The 23,969-nt window shown below is 66.0% G+C and carries 21 protein-coding genes; 10 read left to right on the top strand and 11 right to left on the bottom strand.

Annotated features, from left to right (window positions below):
- Window positions 1–159: 159 nt before the first annotated feature.
- Together LKE06_RS26215 and LKE06_RS26210 are read left to right on the top strand one after the other, a co-directional pair.
- Entirely contained in the window at window positions 160–2,148 is a 1,989-nt protein-coding gene (locus tag LKE06_RS26215) for an APC family permease (RefSeq protein WP_228002034.1), read from the top strand.
- Window positions 2,145–3,509, top strand: coding sequence for a class I SAM-dependent RNA methyltransferase (locus LKE06_RS26210; protein WP_228002033.1), 1,365 nt, complete (start codon window positions 2,145–2,147; stop codon window positions 3,507–3,509). Before LKE06_RS26215 ends, LKE06_RS26210 begins: the two co-directional genes overlap by 4 nt.
- Before the next feature lie 64 nt (window positions 3,510–3,573).
- Here LKE06_RS26210 and LKE06_RS26205 read toward each other — a convergent pair whose 3' ends face one another.
- The 3 genes from LKE06_RS26205 to glsA all read right to left on the bottom strand — a co-directional run bounded on the left by LKE06_RS26205 (window position 3,574) and on the right by glsA (window position 7,141).
- Window positions 3,574–4,377, bottom strand: a complete 804-nt coding sequence (locus LKE06_RS26205; protein ID WP_228002032.1) for an enoyl-CoA hydratase — start codon at window positions 4,375–4,377, stop codon at window positions 3,574–3,576.
- A gap of 178 nt (window positions 4,378–4,555) precedes the next feature.
- The gene (locus tag LKE06_RS26200) at window positions 4,556–5,245 is read right to left on the bottom strand and encodes an SIMPL domain-containing protein (protein WP_228002031.1); all 690 of its coding nucleotides are present in this window, start codon (window positions 5,243–5,245) and stop codon (window positions 4,556–4,558) included.
- Window positions 5,246–5,275: 30 nt separating this feature from the next.
- Entirely contained in the window at window positions 5,276–7,141 is a 1,866-nt protein-coding gene (glsA, locus tag LKE06_RS26195; RefSeq protein ID WP_228002030.1) for a glutaminase A, read from the bottom strand.
- A gap of 213 nt (window positions 7,142–7,354) precedes the next feature.
- Here glsA and dxs point away from each other — a divergent pair, with 213 nt between their 5' ends.
- Complete coding sequence (gene dxs, locus LKE06_RS26190; protein ID WP_228002029.1) at window positions 7,355–9,250, top strand: 1-deoxy-D-xylulose-5-phosphate synthase; 1,896 nt, start codon at window positions 7,355–7,357, stop codon at window positions 9,248–9,250.
- Window positions 9,251–9,359: 109 nt separating this feature from the next.
- Complete coding sequence (locus LKE06_RS32725) at window positions 9,360–9,485, top strand: hypothetical protein (RefSeq protein WP_255649862.1); 126 nt, start codon at window positions 9,360–9,362, stop codon at window positions 9,483–9,485.
- A 20-nt stretch (window positions 9,486–9,505) separates the two neighbouring features.
- Here LKE06_RS32725 and LKE06_RS26185 read toward each other — a convergent pair whose 3' ends face one another.
- A complete protein-coding gene (locus tag LKE06_RS26185; protein ID WP_228002028.1) occupies window positions 9,506–10,786 on the bottom strand; it encodes a ribonuclease D in 1,281 nt (426 codons plus the stop codon).
- 22 nt (window positions 10,787–10,808) lie between these two features.
- Window positions 10,809–11,447, bottom strand: a complete 639-nt coding sequence (locus tag LKE06_RS26180; RefSeq protein WP_228002027.1) for a DUF3000 domain-containing protein — start codon at window positions 11,445–11,447, stop codon at window positions 10,809–10,811.
- Window positions 11,448–11,579: 132 nt separating this feature from the next.
- Between LKE06_RS26180 and hemE the strand changes: the two genes are divergently transcribed.
- From hemE to hemQ, 4 genes are all read left to right on the top strand, one after another.
- Window positions 11,580–12,644 carry a uroporphyrinogen decarboxylase gene (gene hemE / locus LKE06_RS26175; RefSeq protein WP_228002026.1) on the top strand — a complete coding sequence of 355 codons (1,065 nt, stop codon included), beginning with the start codon at window positions 11,580–11,582 and terminating at the stop codon, window positions 12,642–12,644.
- On the top strand, window positions 12,634–13,209 hold the full coding sequence (locus LKE06_RS26170; protein WP_228002025.1) for a uridine kinase family protein: 576 nt from the start codon (window positions 12,634–12,636) through the stop codon (window positions 13,207–13,209). Before hemE ends, LKE06_RS26170 begins: the two co-directional genes overlap by 11 nt.
- 47 nt (window positions 13,210–13,256) lie before the next feature.
- Window positions 13,257–14,618, top strand: coding sequence for a protoporphyrinogen oxidase (locus LKE06_RS26165; RefSeq protein ID WP_228002024.1), 1,362 nt, complete (start codon window positions 13,257–13,259; stop codon window positions 14,616–14,618).
- 138 nt (window positions 14,619–14,756) lie between these two features.
- Window positions 14,757–15,452: a hydrogen peroxide-dependent heme synthase gene (gene hemQ, locus LKE06_RS26160; RefSeq protein ID WP_228002023.1), complete on the top strand. Its 696-nt coding sequence runs from the start codon at window positions 14,757–14,759 to the stop codon at window positions 15,450–15,452.
- Window positions 15,453–15,538: 86 nt separating this feature from the next.
- Here the strand turns inward: hemQ and msrB are convergent, their stop codons facing one another.
- The 4 genes from msrB to LKE06_RS26140 form a co-directional block, all read right to left on the bottom strand.
- Window positions 15,539–15,982, bottom strand: coding sequence for a peptide-methionine (R)-S-oxide reductase MsrB (gene msrB, locus LKE06_RS26155; RefSeq protein ID WP_228002022.1), 444 nt, complete (start codon window positions 15,980–15,982; stop codon window positions 15,539–15,541).
- Window positions 15,983–16,029: 47 nt separating this feature from the next.
- Entirely contained in the window at window positions 16,030–17,370 is a 1,341-nt protein-coding gene (locus LKE06_RS26150; RefSeq protein WP_228002021.1) for a glycosyltransferase family 87 protein, read from the bottom strand.
- Window positions 17,371–17,438: 68 nt separating this feature from the next.
- The gene (locus LKE06_RS26145; RefSeq protein ID WP_228002020.1) at window positions 17,439–18,995 is read right to left on the bottom strand and encodes an alpha/beta hydrolase; all 1,557 of its coding nucleotides are present in this window, start codon (window positions 18,993–18,995) and stop codon (window positions 17,439–17,441) included.
- 108 nt (window positions 18,996–19,103) lie between these two features.
- Complete coding sequence (locus tag LKE06_RS26140) at window positions 19,104–19,868, bottom strand: pyrimidine reductase family protein (protein WP_228002019.1); 765 nt, start codon at window positions 19,866–19,868, stop codon at window positions 19,104–19,106.
- Window positions 19,869–19,903: 35 nt separating this feature from the next.
- Here LKE06_RS26140 and zapE point away from each other — a divergent pair, with 35 nt between their 5' ends.
- Together zapE and LKE06_RS26130 are read left to right on the top strand one after the other, a co-directional pair.
- Window positions 19,904–20,923 carry a cell division protein ZapE gene (gene zapE, locus LKE06_RS26135; RefSeq protein WP_228002018.1) on the top strand — a complete coding sequence of 340 codons (1,020 nt, stop codon included), beginning with the start codon at window positions 19,904–19,906 and terminating at the stop codon, window positions 20,921–20,923.
- 14 nt (window positions 20,924–20,937) lie between these two features.
- Window positions 20,938–21,732: a tyrosine-protein phosphatase gene (locus LKE06_RS26130; RefSeq protein ID WP_228002017.1), complete on the top strand. Its 795-nt coding sequence runs from the start codon at window positions 20,938–20,940 to the stop codon at window positions 21,730–21,732.
- 212 nt (window positions 21,733–21,944) lie between these two features.
- On the opposite strand, the gene LKE06_RS26125 is transcribed toward LKE06_RS26130, so the two are convergent.
- Together LKE06_RS26125 and LKE06_RS26120 are read right to left on the bottom strand one after the other, a co-directional pair.
- A complete protein-coding gene (locus tag LKE06_RS26125; protein ID WP_255649859.1) occupies window positions 21,945–22,484 on the bottom strand; it encodes a GNAT family N-acetyltransferase in 540 nt (179 codons plus the stop codon).
- Window positions 22,481–23,722 (bottom strand): MFS transporter, encoded by a 1,242-nt coding sequence (locus LKE06_RS26120; protein WP_228002016.1) that lies wholly within the window; start codon window positions 23,720–23,722, stop codon window positions 22,481–22,483. The genes LKE06_RS26125 and LKE06_RS26120 overlap by 4 nt, the downstream gene beginning before the upstream one ends.
- Window positions 23,723–23,969 lie beyond the last annotated feature (247 nt).

Below are 23,969 nucleotides of genomic sequence, written 5' to 3'. Positions count from 1 at the left end.
TCGTTCCCGGAACAATGGCGTTCGGTTTGCTTCTCTTCGGCAGACCGTACCTGCCGCGTGCGTCCATGGCTCATTTTCCCACTCGAGCGGGTAGTCAAACCCACGACGCGAACCGGCCCGCGGGCACGATCAACCGTTCGGGGATCTATGCTCGCTCCGGTGTCCAAGTTGACGACGGCAGCAAAACGCGTGCTGCTGGGTAGGCCATTCCGTAGCGATTCGCTCGGCCATACTCTGCTGCCGAAGCGAATCGCGCTCCCGGTGTTCGCCTCTGATGCCATGTCATCGGTTGCCTACGCCCCAGAAGAGATCTTCCTGACTCTTTCAGTGGCCGGGATCTCGGCCTATATGTACGCCCCCTGGGTCGGGCTCGCGGTCGCCTTCGTCATGGCGGTGGTGGTGGCCAGCTACCGGCAGAATGTGCACGCCTACCCGTCCGGTGGTGGTGACTACGAGGTCGCCACCACGAATCTGGGGCCCAATGCCGGTCTCACGGTCGGCAGCGCACTGCTGGTCGACTATGTTCTCACGGTCGCGGTGTCGATTTCCTCGGCCGCGTCCAATATCGGCTCGGCGATCCCGTTCGTGGATGCGCATAAGGTGTTGTTCGCGGTGGTGGCCATCGCGGTGCTGACGGCGATGAACCTGCGTGGTGTCCGGGAGTCGGGTACTATGTTCGCGATTCCGACCTACGCATTCATTATCGGCGTGTCCGTGATGCTTTTCTGGGGGCTGTTCCGGATCTTCGTTCTCGGCGATGATCTTCGGGCCGAGTCGGCGGGTTTCGAGCTGAATGCCGAACAGGAGCACCTATTCGGTTTGGCGTTCGCTTTCCTCATCGCGCGCTCGTTTTCTTCCGGCTGTGCCGCGTTGACCGGTGTCGAGGCGATCAGCAATGGCGTACCCGCCTTCCAGAAGCCGAAGTCGCGCAATGCCGCGACCACCCTGTTGATGCTCGGGACCTTTGCGATCGTGTTGTTGATGGGCATCATCATCCTGGCGCAGAAGATCGGAGTCGTTTACGCGCGCAACGAATCCGATTTGGTCGGCGCGCCCGCCGACTACCACCAGAAGACGTTGATCGCGCAGCTCGCCGAGACGGTTTTCCATGGATTCCCGATCGGATTCTTCTTTATCACCACGGTCACCGCACTGATTCTGGTGCTTGCCGCCAATACCGCATTCAACGGATTCCCGGTGCTCGGTTCGATTCTGGCGCAGGACCGTTACCTGCCGAGGCAGCTGCACACTCGCGGTGACCGGCTGGCGTTCAGCAACGGCATCCTGTTCCTCTCCGGCGCAGCCATCGCATTCGTCGTGGTGTTCGGCGCTGAGGTGACGAAGCTGATCCAGCTCTACATCGTCGGTGTATTCGTGTCGTTCGTGCTCAGCCAAACCGGCATGCTGCGGCACTGGACGCGGCTGTTGCGTACCGAATCCGATCCGGCGCAACGGGCACGGATGAAGCGTTCACGGGTGATCAATGCAGTCGGCCTCACCGCGACCGGCACGGTGCTGATCATTGTCCTCGTCACCAAGTTCTTCGCGGGTGCCTGGATCGCCATCTGCACCATGGTGGCGATCTTCGTGGTAATGAAATTGATTCGCAAGCACTACGATTCGGTATCCCGCGAGCTCGATCAACACGAATGGGACGGTGTGCTGCCGAGCCGCTCGCATTCGATCGTGCTGGTTTCCAAGCTGCACCTGCCGACCAGGCGCGCACTGGCCTATGCCCGCGCCACTCGCCCGGACACCCTCGAAGCGGTGACGGTGAACGTCGACGAGGCCGATACCAGGGCACTGGTCCGGGAATGGGAGCGTAGCGATATCACCGTGCCGCTCAAGGTGATCGAATCGCCCTACCGCGAAATCACCAAGCCGGTACTCGATTACGTGAAGAGGGTTCGCAAGGACTCACCGCGTGATGTGGTGACCGTATTCATCCCCGAATACGTGGTCGGTCACTGGTGGGAGCAGGTGTTGCACAACCAGAGCGCACTGCGGCTCAAGGGCAGGCTGCTTTTCGTGCCGGGCGTGATGGTGACCAGCGTGCCATGGCAGTTGAGTTCGTCCACCAAGGCCAGGCAGGCGGCCGAAGTCAACGCGCCCGGTGCGGTGCGGCGCGGATACGAGGATCGGTCGTGACCGACTGGCTCGACACCACCTTCGAGCTGCGGCTCGGACCGCCGGGACATGGCGGCTTCTGCGTCGGCAGGCATGAGGGCAGGGTGGTCTTCGTCCGGCACGGGCTGCCGGGTGAGCTGGTGCGGGCGCGAGTTACCGAGGACCGTGGCGGTTCGTTCTGCCGGGCCGATGCTATCGAGATCCTCGAACCGTCACCCGATCGCGTGCCCCCGACCTGCCCGGTGTCCGGGCCGGGCGGTGCGGGTTGCTGCGACTTCTCCTTTGCCACGCCGGTCGCGCAGCGGGCATTGAAGGCGACGGTGGTTGCCGAGCAACTGCGCCGGATCGCGAGGCTGGAACGGGAGATCACCGTCGAGCCCATTGCCGGATACCCCGCGGACGCGACCGGCGGTTGGCGCACCAGGATCCGGTTGGCGGTCGACGCGCGGGGCCGGGCCGGGGTGCACCGGCTGCGCAGCACCGAAGTGATCACCGATCTGCGCTGCCCGCAACCAGTTTCGGGTGCGTTGGACGGGGTAGCCGAGCGCTTGTGGACACCGGGGGCAGAGTTGGTGATCGCGGTCGATGGTGACGGTGTGCGTCATATCGTCGAACTCGCGGTGCCGGTTTCAGCGGGCGGTCGCGCCGGGCAGCGGCGCGGGAGCGATCGGCCGGGCGCGGATCGGCGTGGTAAGGGCCGGCGCGAGGGTGAACGGCCAAGTGGATCGAACGCGCCCCGGGACGGGGAGCGCCGCAATGCCGCGGCGCGGCGTGCGGCGGTGCACGCGACCCGTGAGGAATCGGTTCTCGAGGGCAGCGGTCGCACGGTCGAGTATGTGGCGGGCCGCCGCTGGGATATCTCGGCAACCGGCTTCTGGCAGGCGCATCATGGTGCGGCACAATGCTATTCGGATATCGTCGCGGAATGGTCAGGCGTCGGTTTCGGAGATCTGGCCTGGGATCTGTATAGCGGCGCAGGGGTTTTCGCGGCCCGGCTGGCCGATCAGGTTGGTCCTGACGGGGCCGTGCTAGCCGTGGAATCCGCACGTCCGGCGGTTGCCGATGGCACCGTCGCCCTGCGTGATCTGCCCTGGGTGGATCTGCGCGCCGATCGCGTCGAGCGTTGGCTGGCCGAACAGGGCTCCGCCACACCTGATGTCGTGGTGCTCGATCCTCCGCGGACCGGTGCGGGCAAAGAAGTCGCCGCCGCGATCGGTGCCCACAATGCCGGTCGCATCATTCACATAGGTTGTGACCCAGCCGCTTTCGCGCGTGATCTGAGCCTTTACCAAGCCGCCGGTTTCCGGCTCGCCGAATTGCGCGCCTTCGACGCCTTCCCGGCCACCCACCATGTCGAATGCCTCGCACTTTTGGAGCGTTGAGCGCGAGTTACCGGAATGCGTTGGTGCCTGGACCATCTCGTCATTCGGCGGCCGTGCCGGGTGATCAGTCTCCGTAGATCGGTGGACGACGGTCGCGGCGCGCTCGAATCGCCTCGTCGAAGTTATCGGTGGTGAGACGAACGTAGAGCTGTGCCATGCCCTCGTGCTGCATCTGGGATTCGAAGCTGCCCGCCTCCATACCGCTCCACAGCATGCGTTTGGTGAGTTCGGTGCCGACGCGGCTGAAGCTGATGATTCGTTCGGCGAGGTCGAAGCAGGTCTCCAGGAGCTTCGCGGTAGGAACTGTGCGAGAGACCAAGCCGATCCGCTCGGCTTCTGCGGCGTCGACATCGCGTCCGGACAGCATGATCTCGAAGGCACGGGAGGAGCCGATTGCGCGCGGCAGGAGATAACTGATGCCCAACTCCGCGGAGGTGAGACCGTTATTGATCCCGGCGGCGCGGAAATAGGCGTTCTCGCCCGCGACACGAATATCGGTGGCGACGCTCAAACAGAAACCGCCACCGATCGCGGCGCCATTGATGGCGCCGATAACCGGTTGGTGCATCCGCCGCAGCGTGATCATCACATCGTTGAGCAGATCCATCGAACGCCGCGCCACGTTGGTGATCGTCAACCCCTCGGTGTTGGGCACGCGGCCCGCACTCTGCAGGTCCGCGCCGGCACAGAACCCGTGCCCGGCGCCGGTCAACACTACGACCCGCACGTCGTTGTCGGTGCTGACCTCTTCGAGTGCCGCCCGGAGCGGAATCATCACATCGAATGCCATCGCGTTCATCCGATCCGGTCGATTCAATGTCACCAGCGCGATATGCGGGCGTGGTGTGTCGACGAGCACGAACGACATAGGAACTCCTCATCGGTGACAGCGACGGGGCCACCGATTTCTCAATATAGGTGTGCGTGTCGCCGTGCCACAGCGAATTCGGTCGACCGCGCGGATTACCGGAATGCGTTGACGTCCGGTGTATCTCGTAGCCCGACGTAATCTCGGCAACTCGGCGGTCTCGGCGATCGCCGACCGCTCAATCGAGCTGCCAGGTAGCGCGGACGGTCGCGCTGATTTCGGATTCGCCGAGTTCGACCGGGACCGGTGCGGCGCCGTACCCCTCGGTCATGGGCGCCGATACCGCCCTCAGCCGAGGGGATGCGGGCGGTACGGCGGCGGTGTTCTCCGTGATCTCGAGTACCGGCCCAAGAGCCCGGCCCGCGCGAGTGGCGTACTGCTCGGCCTTGATGACAGCGTTGTCCCATGCCGCGTCGCGGGCCTGAGTGAGCAGGCCGTTCTGGTCGGCGAAATCCAAGTTGAGGCCGCCGAGCCGGACATCGTCACCGCCGGCATCGATACAGTTGGCGATGATGGCCGCGGGTCCTGGGTCGGCGTTCTCGCCGATATCGCGCAGTGCGACGGTCAGATCGGTCGTCGCGAGATAGCCGGTGATCTTCGAACCGCCGCCTTCGACCCAGATGGTTTCGGTTCGCACCGATAGGCCGCTGGTAGCGATGTCGGTTCCCGAAACCCCATTCGAGCGCAGCGAATCGGTGACGGCGGCGACCCGTTCACCGGCCTGTCCATAGGCGAGTGCGACCTTCGCCGCGCGGGCCTCGATAGAAATGGTGACCCGCATGAGGTCGGGAGTGGCGCGGGCGGTGCCTCTGCCGAAGGTGGTCACCGTCCCCGCGGCGGCGGTCTCGCCGGGCTTCTTCTTACTCATGACGCACTCCTGACTATGTCGGATGGTGGCTCAATAGTCGCTGCCGCGTACCGCGATCGCGTGCACCGCGGCATCCATCTGTGCGTAGGCGCCCGCGGCGAGCCGCTCGAGTAGCGCGAGTTTGAGTTCGGGCGCCTGCTCGGTGAGCACGTCGAATCGCCGCGGGCTCAAAACCGCAATGCGCACGGTGCTCTCGGCGCGAGCTTCGTTGACGAACGGGGTGCCGACGAGCATCGGGATCTCCCCGAACGACATTCCGGCCGACAGCGACGCCAGTCGGTGCGTGCGCCCGTCGGCGCCTTCGAAGGTGATCCGTACCCGTCCCTCCAGGATCAGGTAAAGGCCGGAACGGGTGCTGCCACGGCGCGCGATCGCCTCGCCACGGGCGATGGTGCGCACCTCGAAATCCTTTGCCAACCGCGCTCGGTCGTCGGGGCTCAGTGCGGCGAGCACGGGATGGTCCTCGATCGGCAGTGACGTGCACGCCGGTTCGGCGGTGGGCCGATGGTGGTCGAGCACGATGTCCTCGCACCATTCGGTGGCGCTGTCGCGGTCGATGAAGACACGTCCGCGTGGATCGTCGGGAACCAAGCTGGACACCAGGTGACCCATTTTGCTGTCGGGATCGACGATGGCCACCCGGCAACCCGCCGTGGCGAGTTCGGACTGCAGTTCGTTGAGCATATGGATGGCGATCATGCTCACCTCGCCCACTCGCCTCAGGTCAACCACCAGCGCCTCGAGCTCGGCCGCCTGCTCTTCGATCGCGTGCACCGCCCGCTCCGCGCCCGCGAACAACAGATCACCGTGTAGCTCATAGACGCGCGCCCGGTCGCCGTGTTCGGCGAGTACCGCCATCTCGCCGGTCGTGCGCTGGAGTCGTGACGGCACCTCGGCCACCGAGTAGGCGGCCCGGATCGCGGTGCGCGCGGAGCGAGTCACATGGAGGAAATGCAGTTCCAGCCGCCTGGACAGTTCGCGGCAGGCCGCGACACCGCGCACGCTGTTGCCGTGTGCGTCCAGTCGCGGGGAGTAGACGGCGATGCCGATCTGGCCGGGCAGCACGGCGAGGATTCCGCCGCCGACACCGCTCTTGGCGGGCATCCCGACCGTGGTCACCCAGTCACCGGCGGCGTTGTACATGCCGCAGGTTGTCATCACACTGAGCACGCGTTCGGTCAGCGCCGTCGACAAGGCTCGCTCGTGAGTCACCGGGTTGATCCCGTTGTTGGCCAATGTGGCCGCCATCAGCGCGAGATCGTGGCAGGTGATGTCGAGCGAGCACTGGCGGAAATACCGGTCGACCGCCTCGTCCGGATCGGAGTCGATGATGCCGAACGAGCGCAGCATGTAGCCGATGGCACGGTTGCGGTATCCGGTGCGCGCCTCGGAGGCGTATACCGGTTCATTCATCGTCAACTCGCGTCCGGCGAAGCGGGAGAAGCTGCGGCGGATACGTTCGAACTTCTGCGCCGGGTCATGGCCGCTGATCAGCGCGGTCGCGGTGATGGCGCCCGCGTTGATCATCGGATTACGCGGGCGTTCGGTCACCGGGTCGAGGCTGATCTCGTTGAACGGCTCCCCGGAAGGTTCCACGTCGATGTGTTCGGCCACCGCCGCCGGACCCCGATCAGCCAGGGCGAGCGCGTAGGTGAACGGCTTGGAGATGGACTGGATGGTGAATGTGGTGGCGACATCCCCGGTGCCGTAAACCCGCCCGTCGGCGGTGGCCAGGCATAGTCCGAACGAATCCGGTTGCACGGCTGCGAGTTCCGGGATGTAGTCGGCTAACGCGCCGGAGTTCTCGGCCCGGCACAACTGGTAGACGTCGGTGACGATGCGCGCTACGACGCCGGGGTCGACCGCCTGCGGAACCTGATGCTCGGGCTCGGTCACACGATCACTGTAGGCGCGGTAGCGTATGCGGCGGTCGGACATTCGTCCGGCCGAGCGCGTGTCTTCCGGCGGGACCATTCGGTCGGCGATTCGTGTGGAGGCTCACATTTGCACGTCATGACGGCAGGTGACGCCCCGCGCTCGTGTCAGTGCACTGGTGCGGCTCCGTAGACTGATCGGATCAGATGCGCTATCCGGAGGGAGCGAGTTCAGGTGGGAGTGCTTTCCCGGGTCGATGCGCCCGAAGACCTGCGCCGGTTGAATGTGGCCGAGGTGCGGGAGTTGGCGACGGAGATTCGCCAGTTCCTGGTCGAGAAGGTCGCCGCAACCGGTGGGCATCTCGGGCCCAACCTCGGCGTGGTCGAGCTGACCATCGCCCTGCACCGGGTCTTCGACTCGCCGGCCGATCCATTGATCTTCGACACCGGGCATCAGGCCTACGTGCACAAGATCCTCACCGGCCGCAAGGACCAGTTCGACACGCTGCGCAAACAAGGCGGATTGTCGGGCTATCCCAGTCGCGCCGAAAGCGCGCACGACTGGGTGGAATCCTCACACGCCTCGGCGTCGCTGTCCTATGCCGACGGGCTGGCGAAGGCATTCGCGCTGACCGGTCAGGATCGGCACGTTGTCGCGGTCGTCGGTGACGGCGCGCTCACCGGCGGCATGTGCTGGGAGGCGCTCAACAACATCGCCGGTGCGCCCGATCGTCCGGTGGTCGTGGTAGTCAATGACAACGGTCGGTCCTACGCGCCGACCATCGGCGGCCTCGCCGACCGGCTGACCGCGCTGCGGACCCAGCCCGCCTACGAGCACGCGCTCGATACCGGCAAACGGATTCTCAAGAGCATTCCGCGCGTCGGCGAATCCGCGTATTCGATGGTGCACGCGGTGAAGGCCGGCATAAAGGACGCGGTCAGTCCGCAGGAGCTGTTCGGCGACCTCGGGCTCAAATACGTCGGACCGGTGGATGGCCATGACAGTGGCGCACTGGAAGCCGCGCTGCGCCGGGCCAAGGAGTTCGGTGGGCCGGTCGTCGTGCATGTGGTGACCCAGAAGGGACGCGGTTACGAGCACGCGGAAAACCATGAAGCCGATCAGATGCACTCCTGCGATCCGATCGACCCGCTGACGGGCCTGCCGCTCGGCGCCAAGGGGCGCGGCTGGACCTCGGTGTTCTCCGAGGAACTGATCGCCCACGCGCAGCGCCGCGACGACATCGTCGCCATCACAGCGGCCATGCCGGGACCGACCGGATTGTCGGCGTTCGGCGAACGCTTCCCGGACCGCATGTTCGACGTCGGTATCGCCGAGCAGCACGCGATGGCCTCGGCCGCCGGTCTCGCTCTGGGCGGCATGCATCCGGTCGTCGCGATCTACTCCACCTTCCTCAACCGCGCCTTCGATCAGTTGCTGATGGATGTCGCACTGCTGAAGCAGCCGGTGACCGTGGTCCTCGACCGTGCCGGTATCACCGGGAGCGACGGCGCCAGCCATAACGGCATGTGGGATCTCTCGGTGCTCGGCATCATCCCCGGCATTCGTGTGGCCGCACCTCGCGACGCGGGTACGCTGCGCGAGGAACTCGCCGAGGCTCTCGCGGTGAACGACGGTCCCACCGCCATCCGTTTTCCCAAAGGCAGTGTCGTCGAAGATATTTCGGCGGTCGAACGCCTCGACGGCATCGATGTGCTTCGTCTGCCCGACCAAGACGGTGGCTCCGCGCAGACCCAGCGCGGCGACGTCTTGCTCGTCGCGGTCGGCGCGTTCGCCGAATTGGCCCTGCAGGTCGCGGGCCTGCTTGCGCCGGAAGGCATTTCGATCACCGTCATCGACCCCCGCTGGGTTCTGCCGGTTTCCGACACCATTGTCAAACTCGCCGAAAACTACCGCCTCCTGGTAACTCTCGAAGACGGCGGCCTACATGGCGGCATCGGCTCCACCATCTCCGCTCGCCTGCGCACCGCCGGCCTCGACGTCCCCACCCGCGATCTCGGTGTGCCCCAACACTTCCTGGACCACGCCTCGCGAAACCAGGTGCACGAGGACCTGGGCCTGACTGCCCCGGACATCGCCCGCCGCATTACGGGCTGGCTCGACGCCCGCTGATCAGGTCGCCCGCCGCCACTTGCCGGCATCGCCCGGCACCTGCGGTGGAACGCGCCGCGCACTGCGAGGTACGGGAGGGTCCGGCCAGAACGACGTATTCCAGATTGCGGTGGTCCTGTGGGCGAAGCAGGCGGGGTTCGCGCTCGGCGACATCCACGCCATGCTCGCCACCATCGACGTGGCCAGGCGCTCAGAGGTCCTGCGGCATCGGCGTGGCGAGCTGCTGCGCCGATAGGGGAACTCGAGGTCGGCCCGTTATGCGTCGGGCGGCGGCGGAGTCAACGCGACCGTGAGGCCGGGAACAGCGAGTTCACGCTGCCACGGGCGGGCACCGCCCGATTTCAGGAACCCGTCGATGTCGGCCGACAGGTCGGCCGGATCGCCGACCCGGTCGTAGTTCGGCAAGCCGTCCCAGCACAGGCGGCGGACCAGGTCGGGGGAGAGCAGGTTTTCGACGGGGATCGCGTGTTCATCCGACAGCTCGCCCATTGCCGCTCGCGACCTGGTCAGTCTGGCCGCGGCGGCGGCGTCGCGGCGCTCCCAGCGGTTCACCGGCGGCGGTCCATCGTAGGGCTGGCTGAGCGGAGGGAGATCGCTGTCGGGAAGGGCGCGTCCGCGGTCGACGGCACCGAGCCATTCGCGAGAGTATCGGCGTTGACGTGGCCCGCCGAAAACTGGAAGCACGCGCAGTTGGGCGATGGTGCGTGGCTCCGTGGTGGCTGCGGCGACAATCGCCGAATCCGGCAGGATGCGGGCGGGCGCTACGTCACGGGAGCGGGCCAGGGTGTCTCTGGTGGTCCACAGCTCGCGCACGATGGCGAGCTGCCTGGCGCGGCGCAGGGTGTGGATACCTGAGGTGCGCCGCCACCGGTCGGCCTTCGGTGCACCGGGTTCCGCGGTTCGAACATACTCGAATTCCTGTGTGGCCCAGTCTATTTTGCCCTGTTCGCTGAGCGAGGCGGCGACCTCGTCGCGCAATTCCAGCAGCAGTTCGACATCGAGCGCGGCATAGTTCAGCCACTCATCGGGCAGCGGCCGGGTGGACCAGTCGGCGGCACCGTGCCCCTTGCGTAGCGCCCGGCCGAGCAGCCGTTCCACCATCGCCGCGAGACCGACCCGTTCGAAACCCGCCAGCCTGCCACCCAATTCGGTGTCGAACAGTCGCGCGGGGCGCAGTCCGAGTTCGGCGAGGCCGGGCAGATCCTGGTCGGCCGAATGCAGCACCCATTCCAGGCCGTTGACCGCCTCGGCCAGCGGGGCGAGAGCATCGGCGACCGGGATCGGATCGATGAGGAAACTGCCTGCTCCGGCGCGGCGCAGCTGGATCAGATAGGCACGCGCCGAGTACCGGAAACCGGAAGCGCGTTCGGCGTCGACGGCGAGCGGACCGGTACCCGCGGCCAGCGCGGCGGCGGCTTCGACGATCTCACGTGCGGAAGCAAGAACGGGTGGCACGCCCTCGGCAGGGACCAGCAGCGGTTCGGCTGCGTTGTCTTGCGCGGTACTGCCTTGATCGGACTCGTCTGCTTCCGGCATAAACCTGAACTTTACGTGGCGGTCAGCTGTGGTCGTGGCTGGTGTACGACTCTGGCCGAAGATGGGTGATACCGGCAGGCGGTAGCCCGGCCGCGTAGGCGAGCACCTCGCAGAAGGCTTCCACATGCGGTTGCATCTCGGTGGTCACCGCTGTCCAGGACGCGCGCAGCTCCAATTGGTGCGCGCGCGGTGGTCCGGCGATGTCGCCGTAGCGCACCGAACTCGTCGAGGTGACGGTACCGCCGAGCGCGGTGAATGGTTCGTGGCGGGATTCCAGCGCGTCCACCAGCCAACTCCACGCGACCTCGGGTAGCAGCGGATCGGTGGCAAGCGCGCCATCGATGTCGGCCTGGATGTAGGCCACCAGCCGGAAGGTGCCGTTCCAGGCGTCGTCGCCGTCGGGGTCGTGTAGCAGGATTAGCCTGCCGAAGGCATCATCGTCGGAATCGACTGGCACAACAGGGGTTTCGGGGTGTTTGACTTCGGCGCCGAGCGCATAGGAATAGGGAGCGAGGCGTTGCGGCGGGCGGATCGGTGCCAGCTCGATCCGGGGATGTACGGCAGCGGCGCGCATCGCCTCTACCGCAGCGCGAAATTGAGCAGGCTCGCCATTGGGTCCCTCGGTCGGTGCGGCTCCGTCGCGGAAGTCGAGCGGTGTCACAAATGCGACGGTAGACCTAGTCCACCCGGCGCAGTCGGAGGCGCGCCGCTGAACGCAATATGGCGTCTGCGAGCCGTGCATGGCAACGAGGCCGCAGCCTCCCGGTCCGTCGCTGTGGCCGGGCCGCATACGATGACAGAGGTGAACACTTACACCCGCCGCCGGTTGACCGATGCCCCGTTCCTGGCCGCCGCCACCGGCGCCACGCCCAGCCGGCGCCCGGTGTGGTTCATGCGTCAAGCCGGACGCTCGCTGCCCGAGTACCGCGAACTTCGCAAAGGCATCGGTATGCTCGAGTCGTGCTTCGACCCGGAACTGGTGTGCGAGATCACCATGCAGCCGATTCGCAGGCACGGCGTCGATGCGGCGATCTTGTTCTCCGACATCGTCGTTCCGTTGAAAGCCGCAGGCATCGACCTCGATATCGTGCCCGGCGTCGGGCCGGTGATCGCCTCGCCGGTGCGTACCGCCGCCGACGTGCGCGCGCTGCCGAGATTGCGCCCGGAAGAGGTGGGCGCGGTGACCGACGGTATCGAGTTGCTCGTCGACGCGCTCGGCGATACGCCGCTGATCGGATTCGCTGGCGCGCCGTTCACGCTGGCCTCCTACCTGGTGGAGGGGGGACCGAGTAAGAACCACGAGCGAACCAAGGCGATGATGCACGCCGATCCGACTACCTGGCACGAGCTGCTCGGCGTGCTCACCGATATCACCGTCGCCTTCCTGCAGGCGCAGTTGGCGGCGGGCGTCGACGCCTTGCAACTGTTCGATTCATGGGCGGGCGCGCTGTCGCTGGCCGACTACCGCACCTTCGTGCTGCCCCATTCCGAGCGGGTGTTCGCGCAGATCGCCACGGCGGGTGTGCCGCGCATCCATTTCGGTGTCGGCACCGGTGACCTGCTCGGTGCGATGGGGGAGGCCGGTGCGGACGTCGTCGGCGTCGATTGGCGAGTCCCGCTCACCGAGGCGGTGCGGCGTGTCGGCCCCGGAAAAGCGTTGCAGGGCAACCTGGATCCGGCGGTGCTTTTCGCCGGATCGGCGGCGATCGAGTCCGAGGCCCGTCGCATCGCGGGCGAGGCCGATGAGGCGATCACGATGGGCGCGGCGGGCCACATCTTCAACCTCGGCCATGGTGTTCTTCCGGACACCGACCCAGGTGTGCTGACCGCGCTGGTCGAACTTGTCCATGAACTGTGACGCCCTAGGGCCGGGTGTGGACTTCGAGGCAGTTGCCGCGTGGATAGCGGCGCGTCCGCCCCGGCTCGGATCGATGCGGCTGGTGGCGGTCGACGGACCTGGTGGAGCGGGGAAGTCGACGTATGCGCGGCGTTTGGCCGACGTGTGTGGCGCGCGACTGGTGCACACCGACGATTTCGCCTCGCAGGACAACCCTGTCGGCTGGTGGCCGCGCTTGGAGGAGCAACTGCTGCGGCCGTTGGCGGCCGAGCGGGGTGGCCGCTATCAGCGCTGGGACTGGAATGAGCGGGCACTTGCCGAATGGCACGAGGTCGAGCCCGGTGGAACCCTGGTGCTCGAAGGGGTGTCTTCGGCGCGGGCAACGGTGCGCGATCGACTGTCCTTCGCTATCTGGATCGAGACACCGAGGGCCGAGCGCCTCGCGCGTGGATTGGCTCGCGACGGGATCGAGACGCGGCATTTGTGGGACGAGTGGATGGTCGCCGAGGATGAGCATTTCGAGGTGGATCGCACACGCGAGCACGTCGACTTGATCGTGTCCGGGAGTGACCGAACCGACAACTGACCGGTCGCGCAGACAGCGGCTTCGCCGCCCACGATACGGTCACAGGCATGAGAATCGCGGTGGTCGGCGGCGGCATCAGCGGCTTGGTTGCCGCGTATCGATTGCGGCGATCACTGGGACCGCACGCCGATATCACGGTCATCGAGCGAAGCGACCGGCTGGGTGGCATTCTCTACACTGGCGAATTGGCCGGGGGGCCTTTGGATCTCGGTGCCGAGGCATTCGTGGGGCGCAGGCCCGAAGTGCCCGAGCTGCTGCGTGAGCTCGGCCTCGGGTCGCAACTGGTTACCCCTGCGGGGCTGCGCCCGCTGGTCTGGTCCGAAGCCACCGCGCATCCGATGCCGGAGGGGACGCTGATGGGTATTCCCGCGAGTGCCGAATCGATGCGCGGGCTGGTCGACGCCGAAACACTCGCGAGAATCGAAGCCGAGTCCAGCAGTGCGCTGGCCTGGCAGCCGGGTGCGGACATCGATGTCTACAGCCTGGTGGCCGACCGTTTCGGTGCACAGGTCGCACGGCGCAGCGTCGACCCACTGCTCGGGGGCGTATACGCGGGTAGCTCCCGCTCCATCGGGGTGCGTGCCGCGCTACCCACGCTGGCCGCGGCACTCGACGCCGGTGCGCCCAGCCTCACCCATGCCGTCGCCGCCGCGATGCCGCCGCCGTCGAATGCGCCGGTCTTCGGTGGCATCCGTGACGGCTATCGGGTACTGCTGGAAGCTCTTTCGGCCCGTTCCGGCGCGAAATTCGTCACCGCGTCGGCCGCGACCCGCCTCGACCGGGACTCGAACGGCTGGGTCGTCGACCCGGTGGGTGCGGTAGATGCGGTGGTGCTCGCCACCCCGGCGCCCGTCACCGCGGCTCTGCTGCACACCATCGCTCCAGCCGCCGCTAGACCTGCTTCGGAGATCGAACTGTCGTCCTCTGTCGTTGTCGCCCTTGCGCTTCCGCGTGATACCGCGCTTCCGGTCAACTCCGGCATCCTCGTCGCCACCGGAGAACCGCTGCGCGCCAAAGCCTTCACCCTATCGAGCCGCAAATGGACCCATCTGTCCGAACGCGAAAATGCCTCCGTCCGAATCTCGTTCGGCAAATTCGGTGACGACTCGACACTGGCCTGGTCGGACGCCGACCTGATCTCCGCGGCCGCCGAGGACCTCGCCACCGTCACCGGTGCCACTATCGAACCGCTCGATGCACTGGTTCGGCGCTGGCCGGGCGGACTCGCCCAATATGGGCCGGGGCACACTACCCGGGTCGCCGAAATAGAGTCCGCGGTAGCCGATTTCGCCGGTTTGGCCGTTGCGGGCGCGTATCTACACGGCGTAGGTGTTCCTGCGTGCGTGGCATCCGGTACCGCTGCCGCTCATCGCATCGCCGACTCTGTCGGGCACCTCGGCGGGGGATAGCTCGACGAAGCGGCCATCTCGCCAGATAAGCACCGGATGTCGCGGCAACACCGGATCCATGCGCCGATCGGTTCGATGATGCCGCGCGGGTGCGACCTGGTCGAGCTCCGGTGTTCCCACAGTGGCACGATGCATGTTATGGCGAGACTCGACTATCAGGCCCTCAACTCCACCATTCGTTACCTGATGTTCTCGGTGTTCCGGGTTCAACCGGGTGTGCTGGGGGAGGAGCGAGCCAAGGCTGTCGCGGACGCGCAGGCGTTCTTCGATGGGCTCGGTGATCGGGATGTGGTTGTTCGCGGCATCTATGACGTCGCGGGGCTGCGCGCCGACGCCGATTTCATGATCTGGACGCACGCCGAGCGGATCGAAGATCTGCAGGCCGCGTACGCGGATTTCCGCCGCACCACCGAGTTGGGGCGTGCCAGTACTCCGGTGTGGAGCAATGTGGCCGTGCATCGCCCCGCCGAGTTCAACAAGAGCCATATCCCGGCGTTTCTGGCCGATGAGAAGGCCGGGAACTACATCTGCGTCTACCCATTCGTGCGGTCCTATGAGTGGTATCTGCTGCCCGACGACGAGCGGCGCAAGATGCTCGCCGACCACGGCAAGGCCGCACGCGCCTACCCGGATGTGCGTGCCAACACCGTCAGCTCATTCGCACTCGGCGACTACGAGTGGGTCCTTGCCTTCGAAGCGCCCGAATTGCACCGCATTGTGGATCTCATGCGTGATCTGCGAGCTACCGAGGCTCGCCTGCATGTGCGAGAGGAAGTGCCGTTCTACACCGGCCCACGGGTCGAGGTGGACAAGCTCATCGCCGCACTCCCCTGACGAACCCGGAACGCAACCCCTAGAAATTGGGGGCATGCGAAACCGGAAGGTCTGTACGTATCCTTCCGGTCAGCGTCGAAAGCCGACTACTCTGCTGCGGTGTCCGAGGGGTGCAGCCGCAGCGCGACAGAGTTTATGCAGTAGCGCTTGTCGGTAGGCGTGTTGTACCCCTCGCCCTCGAACACGTGGCCGAGGTGGCTGTGGCAGTTCGCGCACAGCACTTCGACTCGGCGCATGCCGAGCGTGTCGTCGGAACGCAGGATGACCGCCTCGGACTGTGCCGGGTCGAAGAACGACGGCCAGCCGCAATGGGAATCGAATTTCTCTGTGCTGCGGAACAACTCGGTCCCGCACGCCCGGCAGGTGTAGACACCCTCGGTCTTGGTGTCGGTGTACTCGCCGACGAACGGGCGTTCGGTGGCGGCCTGCCGCAGCACCGCGTACTCCTCGGGATTCAGCTTGGCCTTCCACTCCTGTGGCGTCAGCTGGATGCGCGGCGCGGGCAGGGTCGTGTCAGCGTCAGAACTCATTGCTCCACGCTAATAGGTTTTCGCCGATGTCGCCGCACCCCGGGACGCTACTTGACCACGCCCGCCGGTGGTTCGGCCCGGATCTCGCCGCGTTCGGTGCCGTCAGGCGCGGCGGTTTCGGGGTCGAGGCGCGGTGACAATGGGGTTCGCCCCTGCTCATCGGGCGCTTCGGGCGCCGAATCCACCCAAGTGGGGTCGATGCCGAACTGCAGACGTCCGTCGCGTCGCGCGGCGAGATAGCGGTCGCCGAGCACGCAGAAGATCACGATGAGCAGCAGACCCCAGCCGAAGGTGATGCGGAGGTATTCCAAGTTTCGGCCGATGCCCTGCCAGCGATCCGAGAGCCATTTGTCGTAGGACATGAATCCGAATACCGCCAGCCAGGCCGGCCAGTTGCGCATCACCGAGTTGCGCAGCACCACCGACATCAGCAGCGGGAACATCATCATCGAGTAGTACATCTGCCCCAGCGAGGAGAGCAGGAACCACGCGGTCATCAGCACGCCGGAGGAGGTAGTTATGAAGAACAGCTCGTCCTCGCGGTAGTAGCGGTAGAGCAGCCACAGCGAGATGGCGACCATGATGCCGAAGACGATGCGCACACCCCAGGTCATCCACTCCGGCAGACCGTAGTAGGCGGCGTTTCCAACGACCGCGCTGTTGAAGTAGTCCCTGGACTCCGCGAGGTATCGGACCGTGTGGGTGAAGAATTTGCTCGCATCCTTCGACAGCGGCCATGCGATAGCCGTCAACGCGACCGGCACGCCGATCGCGGTATAGAACACCCGCCACTGTCCACGCGCGGCCGCGATCAGGATCAGTGGCGCGAGCGTCGGTTTCACCGCGATGCTCAATCCGAGTACGGCCCCGGCCCATAGGTCGCGCCGACTCAGCAGCAGGTGGATGAACAACAGCTCGGCCAGCAGGATACAGCCGTTGACATTGGTGAAAATCAGTGTGTTGGTGACCGTTTCGGAGATGAACATCGCGAACAGCAGCACTGGCGCTGCGATCGAGGACAGGGTGAACTTGAACAGCTTCAACAGCAGGTACCACGCGATGAGGATGGCGATCGCGTTCAACAGGATGAAGCACCAGCGCGACTTCTCCGGGTCGATGATGGCCAGCGGGGCGATCATCAGCGTGCCGCTCGGTGGGTACAGGTAGTGCGGATCGACCGAGTCGAAGTTTGCCGTGTACACCGGTTGGCCGTTGAGGAATGCCTTCGACGCCTTGTAGACCGGCGCGAAATCATCGGTGATGAACCCGTTGACGGCCTTGATGAAGACCCGGTTGAGCACGGTCATGACCGCCAGGGGCCAGAGTGCGAATTTGATCGCTTCGGCGGTAGTACGAGCGGTGCGTGGCTCGAGCTGTCGAAGTAACACTGGGGCACGGTACACCGGATCAGGTCCTGACGGTTGCCGGGACCTGTCCGCCGCGCCGAATCATGGCGTTATGCGGGGCACGCGGTCGCGTCCGCCGGTAGTTTGGCATCCTTCAGGTAGGCGAGTAGAGCCTGCTGCGCGCACCCGGAATGGCTGAAGACCGGATGGCCCCATCCGTGCCACGTCATCGAGGCATGGCGAGCGCCCGCGGCGCCGAGCACACCGGTGACCGACGCTTTTCCACCGTCACCCACCACGGGGTCGGCGACCCCGCTCAGGACGAGAACTGGCAGATTGAGCTGGGTCGGCATGGGCGGCGCGTCGGTCGCGGGCCAGGCGGCGCAGTCCATCATGGCAATGGCAGCGGATTTACCGAATACCGGATACTTCTGGCCCCACTCGGTGCTGAGTTCCTTGGCCCGGGTCGGGCTCGGCGGTGTCTGGTTGTCGGTGCAGCGGTTGACGAATTGACCGTCGGCGGCGGTAGCGGCGGATTCGCGCAGGATGAGGTTGTTGAGCGCGCCCCGGTCACCGCGGTCCGCGGCCGACAGCGCGTCGGCTAGTTCGGCGATGTGGGTGGTCTGATCGGCGCGTGGGCTGCCGAGGAAGCCGGATATCCCCGTCAACAGTGCGTTCGCGGAGATATCGCCGAGTTCGCCGATGCTCGCCCGGTTGACCAGGTCGTTGATCGCGGCGCGCGGGTTGGCGCCGAGCGAACAATAGATCCCCGTGCAGCGCTGGGCGAATGCGGTCAGAGCCGCCTCGGCGCCCTGGACCTGCTGTTCGGCGCGGGTGGTCGCGTCGGCGCCGATCGCCTCCGGGGAGTCGAGGACCAGGCGCGAGAGGTGGTCGCCGTACCGGCGGGCGTAGCTGAGCGCGACCTTGGCGCCGTTACCGCTGCCGAGTAGATCGATGTGGTCGACCTGCCACTGTTTGCGCAGTTGCTCGATGTCGTCGGCGGCGTGCGGCGCGTCGAAGGTGCCTTCGTAGGGATGCAGGAAATCTCGGCAGGCGATCACGGCGTCCTGGCTGAATTCGGTGACCGCCTCGGCGGGATCACCTGCGCCGGGAGCGAATTGGGCGTTGTCGGCCAGACCACTGCGTATCTCGGGTGGCAGACAGTCGATAGGTTGCGAGGTGCCGAGGCCGCGCCGGTCCACTGCGACGATCGGACGGGTGGTCAGCAGCCCGCCCGCCGGCCCGACGGCGAGCCCGGCCAGCGTGGCGGAGGAGGAGCGATCCGAGCCGGAGGTGAGCACCAACGGGGCGGCGTCGGCCGGGGTTTGCGGCAGCCGGGCCCGCATCGCGCCAGTGCGGAAGCTGCCGAGCACACCGCCCGACCCGTCGATCGGGGTCGAGTATTCGGCGCATTCGAGGACCAGCCCGGCCGGTGCCGGGCCGAGGCCGAGTAGATCGACCGTCGGCGTGGTGCAGTCGCGCCAACTGAGATCGGTCTTGGGTTTCTCGGCCTGTGGCGGCGCCGCCGCAGCCGAGGTGGTGGCGGGCCCCCCTACAGCGGGCGCGCGCTCGACGGCAACGCCTGGGCGATCGGAGGGGCCCGCACCGCATCCGGCGATCATGATCGAGAGTGTCGAGGCCGCCACGACGGCCCGAGTCCAGCGCATGCGTTACACCCTGCCAGGTTCCGGCTGTTGTTTCACAAAGCGGCCGTAGATGGCCACGTCTGGGTGGCCACGTCGCCCGGAGCCGACGGAGTTCTGGTCTCTCGCGGGTCAACGGCGGCGGACCCAACGGGTGAGGACCGTGCCGTCGTCGTCGAGCAGGATGTGCTTACGCGCCATCAGGGTGCGGAAGTCGTGTGCGGACAGGGAAATTCGACGGCCGGCGCCACCGACGAGCATCGGCGCGGTGGTCAGGCACAGCTCGTCGACGGCGTCGGCCTCGAGCATTTCACCGAACAGATGCGGGCCGCCCTCACACAGCACGCGACGCAGGCCGAGTTCGTCGAGCGTGCGCAGCAACGCCTTCGGAGTCACCGCGATATCGCCCGCCTCGATGACCCGTGCGCCCGCGTCGGTGAGCCGTTGTTTGCGCTCTTGCGGTGCGGCGGCGGTCGTGATGATCAGTGGCGGGACGGTCGCGTCCGTGCACAGGCGTGAGCCGGGTTCGACCGAGGCGCTCGCGGTGAGCACCGCGATCGGTGGTGGCGCGCCGTCGCGTTCTCCGCCGAGTCCGCGATCGTAGAGACTGCGGCGTCGCGGTGGATCGGTGTGGGCGCCGCCGTAGTTTTCCGCGCGCACGGTGCCGGCACCGACGAGGATGACGTCCGCGAGCTCGCGCAGTATCAGGAACACCGTTTTGTCCGCGGGAGTGCCGAGCCCTTCTGACAGCCCGCCGCTGGTTGCCGCGCCGTCGATGCTGGATATGAAATTGGCTCGGACCCAGGGCGCGTCGAGTTGCGCGGGGTAGGAGTACAGGTCGGCGAGCTCGCCCTGGCTCAGACCTGTGAGCTGGATCGCATTGCGGATACGCTGCATGAAACAACATCACACCACGTCATTAGGCTCCGTCTATGCAAGAACGCCTTGTCGAGCGCCATCCGGAGGTTCCGGCAGACCAATTGGTCGCCCAGATGGTGCCCCCGCCCATGTTCGACGAGGTCAGTTTCGCCTCCTACATTCCCGACCCCGAGGAGCCGAGCCAAGCGGCGGCGGTTGGCAAGGCCGAGGATTTCGCCGGTCAGGTCGCCAAGATTCACCAGGCCGCCAACAAGAAGAGCCTGTTCGGCAAGAAGAAGCCGATCAGCGGAGCTGGGCTCTACCTCGACGGTGGCTTCGGTGTCGGCAAGACCCACTTGCTTGCCTCGATCTTCCACAACGCGCCGACGCCGAAGTCGTTCGGAACCTTCGGTGAGGTCACCAATCTCGTTGGCGCACTCGGCTTCAACAACGCCGTCGAGCGGCTCGCGGCCAACAGCGTGCTGTGCATCGACGAATTCGAACTCGACGACCCCGGCGACACCATGCTCGTCTCCCGGCTGCTGACCGAGCTGTCAGCGCGCGGGGTCTCCATCGCGGCGACCTCCAACACGCTGCCGGGTCAGTTGGGTGAGGGCCGCTTCGCCGCGCAGGACTTCCTGCGCGAGATCAAGAAGCTCGGTTCCATATTCGAGGCCGTTCGAGTCGACGGACCCGACTACCGTCATCGCGATCTGCCGCCAGCGCCGGAACCGATGTCGCCGGAGTCGCTGAGCGAAAGGGCCGCTGCCACACCGGGTTCCACACTCGACGAATTCGAAGCGCTGCTGAAGCACCTGAGCACCCTGCACCCGTCGAAGTACGGTGCGCTGATCTCCGGCGTCAACGCGGTGTTCATCTCGAACGTGCACCAGGTCGACGACCAGGCGGTTGCGTTGCGGATCGTGGTGCTGGCCGACAGGCTCTACGACGCGAGCATTCCGGTGACCGTGTCGGGTGCCAAGCTCGACGAGATCTTCTCGCCGGAAATGCTCGAGGGCGGTTATCGCAAGAAGTATCTGCGCGCCATTTCGCGACTGCTGGCGCTGTCACGTTTCGAAGCCGCCGCGGCCTGATAGGAGCACCAGTCATGGTCAGTCGTTCGGTTCGTGGTCCGGTGGCAATTGCCGCCGGCCTCGCCGTGGCCTTCGGGCCGGTGGCCGGTGTGGCGGTCGCCGACCAGCCCAGCGCGTCGGCCGCGGCGTTCGATCGCTCACTGAACCTGCAGGGCGTTCAGAATGCCAGGGACGTGGGCGGCTACCGCACCGTCGACGGTCGATCGGTGCGCACCGGTCTGGTGTACCGCACCGGCCAACTCAACAACGCGACGTCCGCCGATCTCACCAGCCTGACCCAGCGTCAGGTTCGGTATGTGGACGATCTGCGTACCGCGTTCGAACGCGCCATCGGTCCCGACAAGGTGCCTGCAGGCGCGACCGTGCACACCGCTGATGTCATCGGTCAGGCGCCGCCCCAGACGCTACTCACCACGTTGACCGGCGGTGACGACCTCTATCGTGCGTTCATCACCGCGCCGGGCGCCAGCGAGGCGTTCGCCTCGGTGCTGCGCGACATCATCGACACCGATGACGGCGCGGTGCTGTTCCACTGCACCGCGGGCAAGGATCGCACCGGCTGGACGGCTGCGGTGCTGCTGAGCATCCTCGGAGTCGACCGGGACACTGTGAACCAGGACTACCTGCTGTCCAACCGGTACCGCAACGCGAGCGCGAACGATCCACTCAACAGTGTCCAGCAGCCGTGGCTCGACGCCGCATTCGACCAGGCCGACCAGACCTATGGCAGTTTCGACAATTACGTGCGCGACGGCCTGAAACTGTCCGCAACCGACGTTGCCGCACTGAAGGCAAAGTTACTGGCCTGAGCTGTGTTGGGCCACCGAACCGATCACGACTCCGGCCGCGGTCACCGCGCCGACCCTGGTCCTGGCGTGCGCCGCTGACCTGTTCGCCGCCGAACCCGAGCGGCCGGCCGCCGCGCTGTCCGGCGGCACCCTGAACGTGGTGCCCGGCGACCATCTGATGGCCGTGATCGCCCCTGGCTTCCATAACGCCCTGGTGGACTTCGTGAAATGAGTCAGAACACCAGCCGCATGACGAAGTCGTTGTGCAGTTGATTGCCGACATGGAAGGTTTTGGTGCCGACCGGAGTGAATCCGTGCTTGGCGTAGAAGCGCTGAGCGCGAATGTTGTCCTGGTTGACCCCGAGCCACACGCCTGCGGCGCCGACGGCCCGAGCGCGTTGCAGGGCGGCAAGCATCAGGGCCTTTGACACCCCGCTGCCGTGGTGGCCTGGCAGCACATACATCTTGCTGATCTCGATGACCGGGTGCAGATTCACTGCCTCGGCGACCTCGGGGTCGGCCGGAACCCCGACGTGCAACATCGCATAGCCGACGATGTCATCGTCCGCGACGGCCTTGAGTACGGTCCGGGTGGGATCGGTCAGGTATTCGCCGAAGCGCTCGCCGGACAAGACATCGCTGATGAAAATGTCGATGTCGTCGACGGTGGCGTTGGGTGGGCAGGCAAGTGGAAAGGTCGCGGCCGCAACGTCACTGAGGGCCTCGGCGTCCCACAGTCCGGCCCGGTCGACGGTGACTGGGATGTTGCTCATCCGTCCAGTACAGCATGATCACTGCCCGCCGCGCGGAAGGAACCCGCTTCGGAACGAGAATGGAATACGCGGGCGAGCGCGATCAGAATCGCGGCGAACAGCAGCGGAATCGCGAATCCGACACGGTGACCGAAGCCCGCCGCGATCGCACCGACCAACCCGCCACCGAGCAGTGTGCCCGCGTAGTTGAACAGATTCAGTCGCGCCATGAGCGCGTCGAGTGCGCGTCCGCTGGTGAGCTGTCCTGCCTCGCTGAAACACAGCGGCGCGATGACCGGCATGCCGAGGCCCGCGATCATGAAACCGATAATCGCGACCACCGGAACCGGCGCGGCGACTACCACAGTCAGCCCGGCCACGCCGATCGCGGCGGCGACCTGAACCACCCGGCGCGGTCCGAAGCGTCGCACCAGGATATCCCCGGTGAGCCGGGCAATCAGCGAGGTGCCCTGATACGCGGCGAGCGCGAGCGCGCCGGTTGCCGAGGTGGCCAGCAGGTCGTCGGTCAGATACAGCGCCGACCAGTTGCCGACGGCGAGATCGATCGCGAACACTAGCGCCATCGCGATGCCGAACGCGAGATATGCCGATAGCGCGACCGTGCCCGCGGATTCCGGCGGGTTGGATGCTGTGGGTTCGCTGCCGGGCGGGGACGGTTCGGCCTCCGCCTCGTCGCTGCCCAATAGCCGCGGACCGAGCAACGCTCCGAGCGCAAGCACGATGCCCGCCGCTGTCAGCACGGATTCGCGCAGCGTGACCTCCATGGCCTCGCATCCGGATACGAACAACGCACCGCCGATCGATCCGGCGCTCCAGGCCGCATAGAACGACGCCAGGATGAACGTGCCGTAGCCGTGCTGGATGAACACCGCCTGCATATTGGTGCTGGCGTCGACAATGCCGACCGCGATCCCATAGCACCCGAGCGCCACAAGCACCACGATCTTGTTCGGCGCCATGGCCAGGCCGCAGCCGGTGATCGTGATCGCGAGTAGGCCGATACGCAGTGTGGTGCGGCTCGACCAGCGCAGCGCGAGCTGTTCGGCGGCGACAGTGCCGGCACCCGCGAGCAGTGAAACCAGTACCACCGCCCCCACGATCCATCCGTCGGATAGACCGAACCGCTCCTTCTGCTGGGGCAATTCGGTCAACACCACAGCGAAGAAGAAGCCCTGCAACCCGAACGCGACAGAGTTCGCGATCCGGGCGCTGCGCAGTGCAGGCGCAATCGAACTCATTTCCGGAGAGTAGCGGCACCGGTCCTGCCACATGCGTAAATTCGGCGGGTATCTCGCGGGTACGCCTGTGCCACAGGGAAAATCGGACGATTCTCGGCGCGAGACTGCTATGACGAGCGGCAGTCGTGGAACATGGCGTAGAAGACTCGATCGGACGAACGGGGTGTGCAAACTCACCAAGGAATGACGATCGGGTGCCCGCGGGCACCATGGTCAGCTGTTCCACTTCGGCGGCGGTGTGCGCCGC

Source organism: Nocardia australiensis (genome assembly GCF_020733705.1).
Lineage (GTDB): Bacteria > Actinomycetota > Actinomycetes > Mycobacteriales > Mycobacteriaceae > Nocardia > Nocardia australiensis.
Note: the sequence above shows the minus strand (reverse complement) of the source record. Positions and strands in the feature narration are given on the sequence as shown.

What these genes read in the sequence shown, in the direction of transcription:
- LKE06_RS26140 (WP_228002019.1), bottom strand. Translation starts at nt 19,868, where the DNA reads ATGCAGCGTATCCGCAATGCGATCCAGCTCACAGGTCTGAGCCAGGGC.
- LKE06_RS26205 (WP_228002032.1), bottom strand. Translation starts at nt 4,377, where the DNA reads ATGTCGTTCGTGCTCGTCGACACACCACGCCCGCATATCGCGCTGGTG.
- LKE06_RS26185 (WP_228002028.1), bottom strand. Translation starts at nt 10,786, where the DNA reads ATGCCGGAAGCAGACGAGTCCGATCAAGGCAGTACCGCGCAAGACAAC.
- LKE06_RS26125 (WP_255649859.1), bottom strand. Translation starts at nt 22,484, where the DNA reads ATGAGCAACATCCCAGTCACCGTCGACCGGGCCGGACTGTGGGACGCC.
- hemQ (WP_228002023.1), top strand. Translation starts at nt 14,757, where the DNA reads ATGGCGAGACTCGACTATCAGGCCCTCAACTCCACCATTCGTTACCTG.
- LKE06_RS26120 (WP_228002016.1), bottom strand. Translation starts at nt 23,722, where the DNA reads ATGAGTTCGATTGCGCCTGCACTGCGCAGCGCCCGGATCGCGAACTCT.
- LKE06_RS26170 (WP_228002025.1), top strand. Translation starts at nt 12,634, where the DNA reads ATGAACTGTGACGCCCTAGGGCCGGGTGTGGACTTCGAGGCAGTTGCC.
- hemE (WP_228002026.1), top strand. Translation starts at nt 11,580, where the DNA reads ATGACAGAGGTGAACACTTACACCCGCCGCCGGTTGACCGATGCCCCG.
- LKE06_RS26145 (WP_228002020.1), bottom strand. Translation starts at nt 18,995, where the DNA reads ATGCGCTGGACTCGGGCCGTCGTGGCGGCCTCGACACTCTCGATCATG.
- zapE (WP_228002018.1), top strand. Translation starts at nt 19,904, where the DNA reads ATGCAAGAACGCCTTGTCGAGCGCCATCCGGAGGTTCCGGCAGACCAA.
- LKE06_RS26130 (WP_228002017.1), top strand. Translation starts at nt 20,938, where the DNA reads ATGGTCAGTCGTTCGGTTCGTGGTCCGGTGGCAATTGCCGCCGGCCTC.
- msrB (WP_228002022.1), bottom strand. Translation starts at nt 15,982, where the DNA reads ATGAGTTCTGACGCTGACACGACCCTGCCCGCGCCGCGCATCCAGCTG.
- LKE06_RS26165 (WP_228002024.1), top strand. Translation starts at nt 13,257, where the DNA reads ATGAGAATCGCGGTGGTCGGCGGCGGCATCAGCGGCTTGGTTGCCGCG.
- LKE06_RS26200 (WP_228002031.1), bottom strand. Translation starts at nt 5,245, where the DNA reads ATGAGTAAGAAGAAGCCCGGCGAGACCGCCGCCGCGGGGACGGTGACC.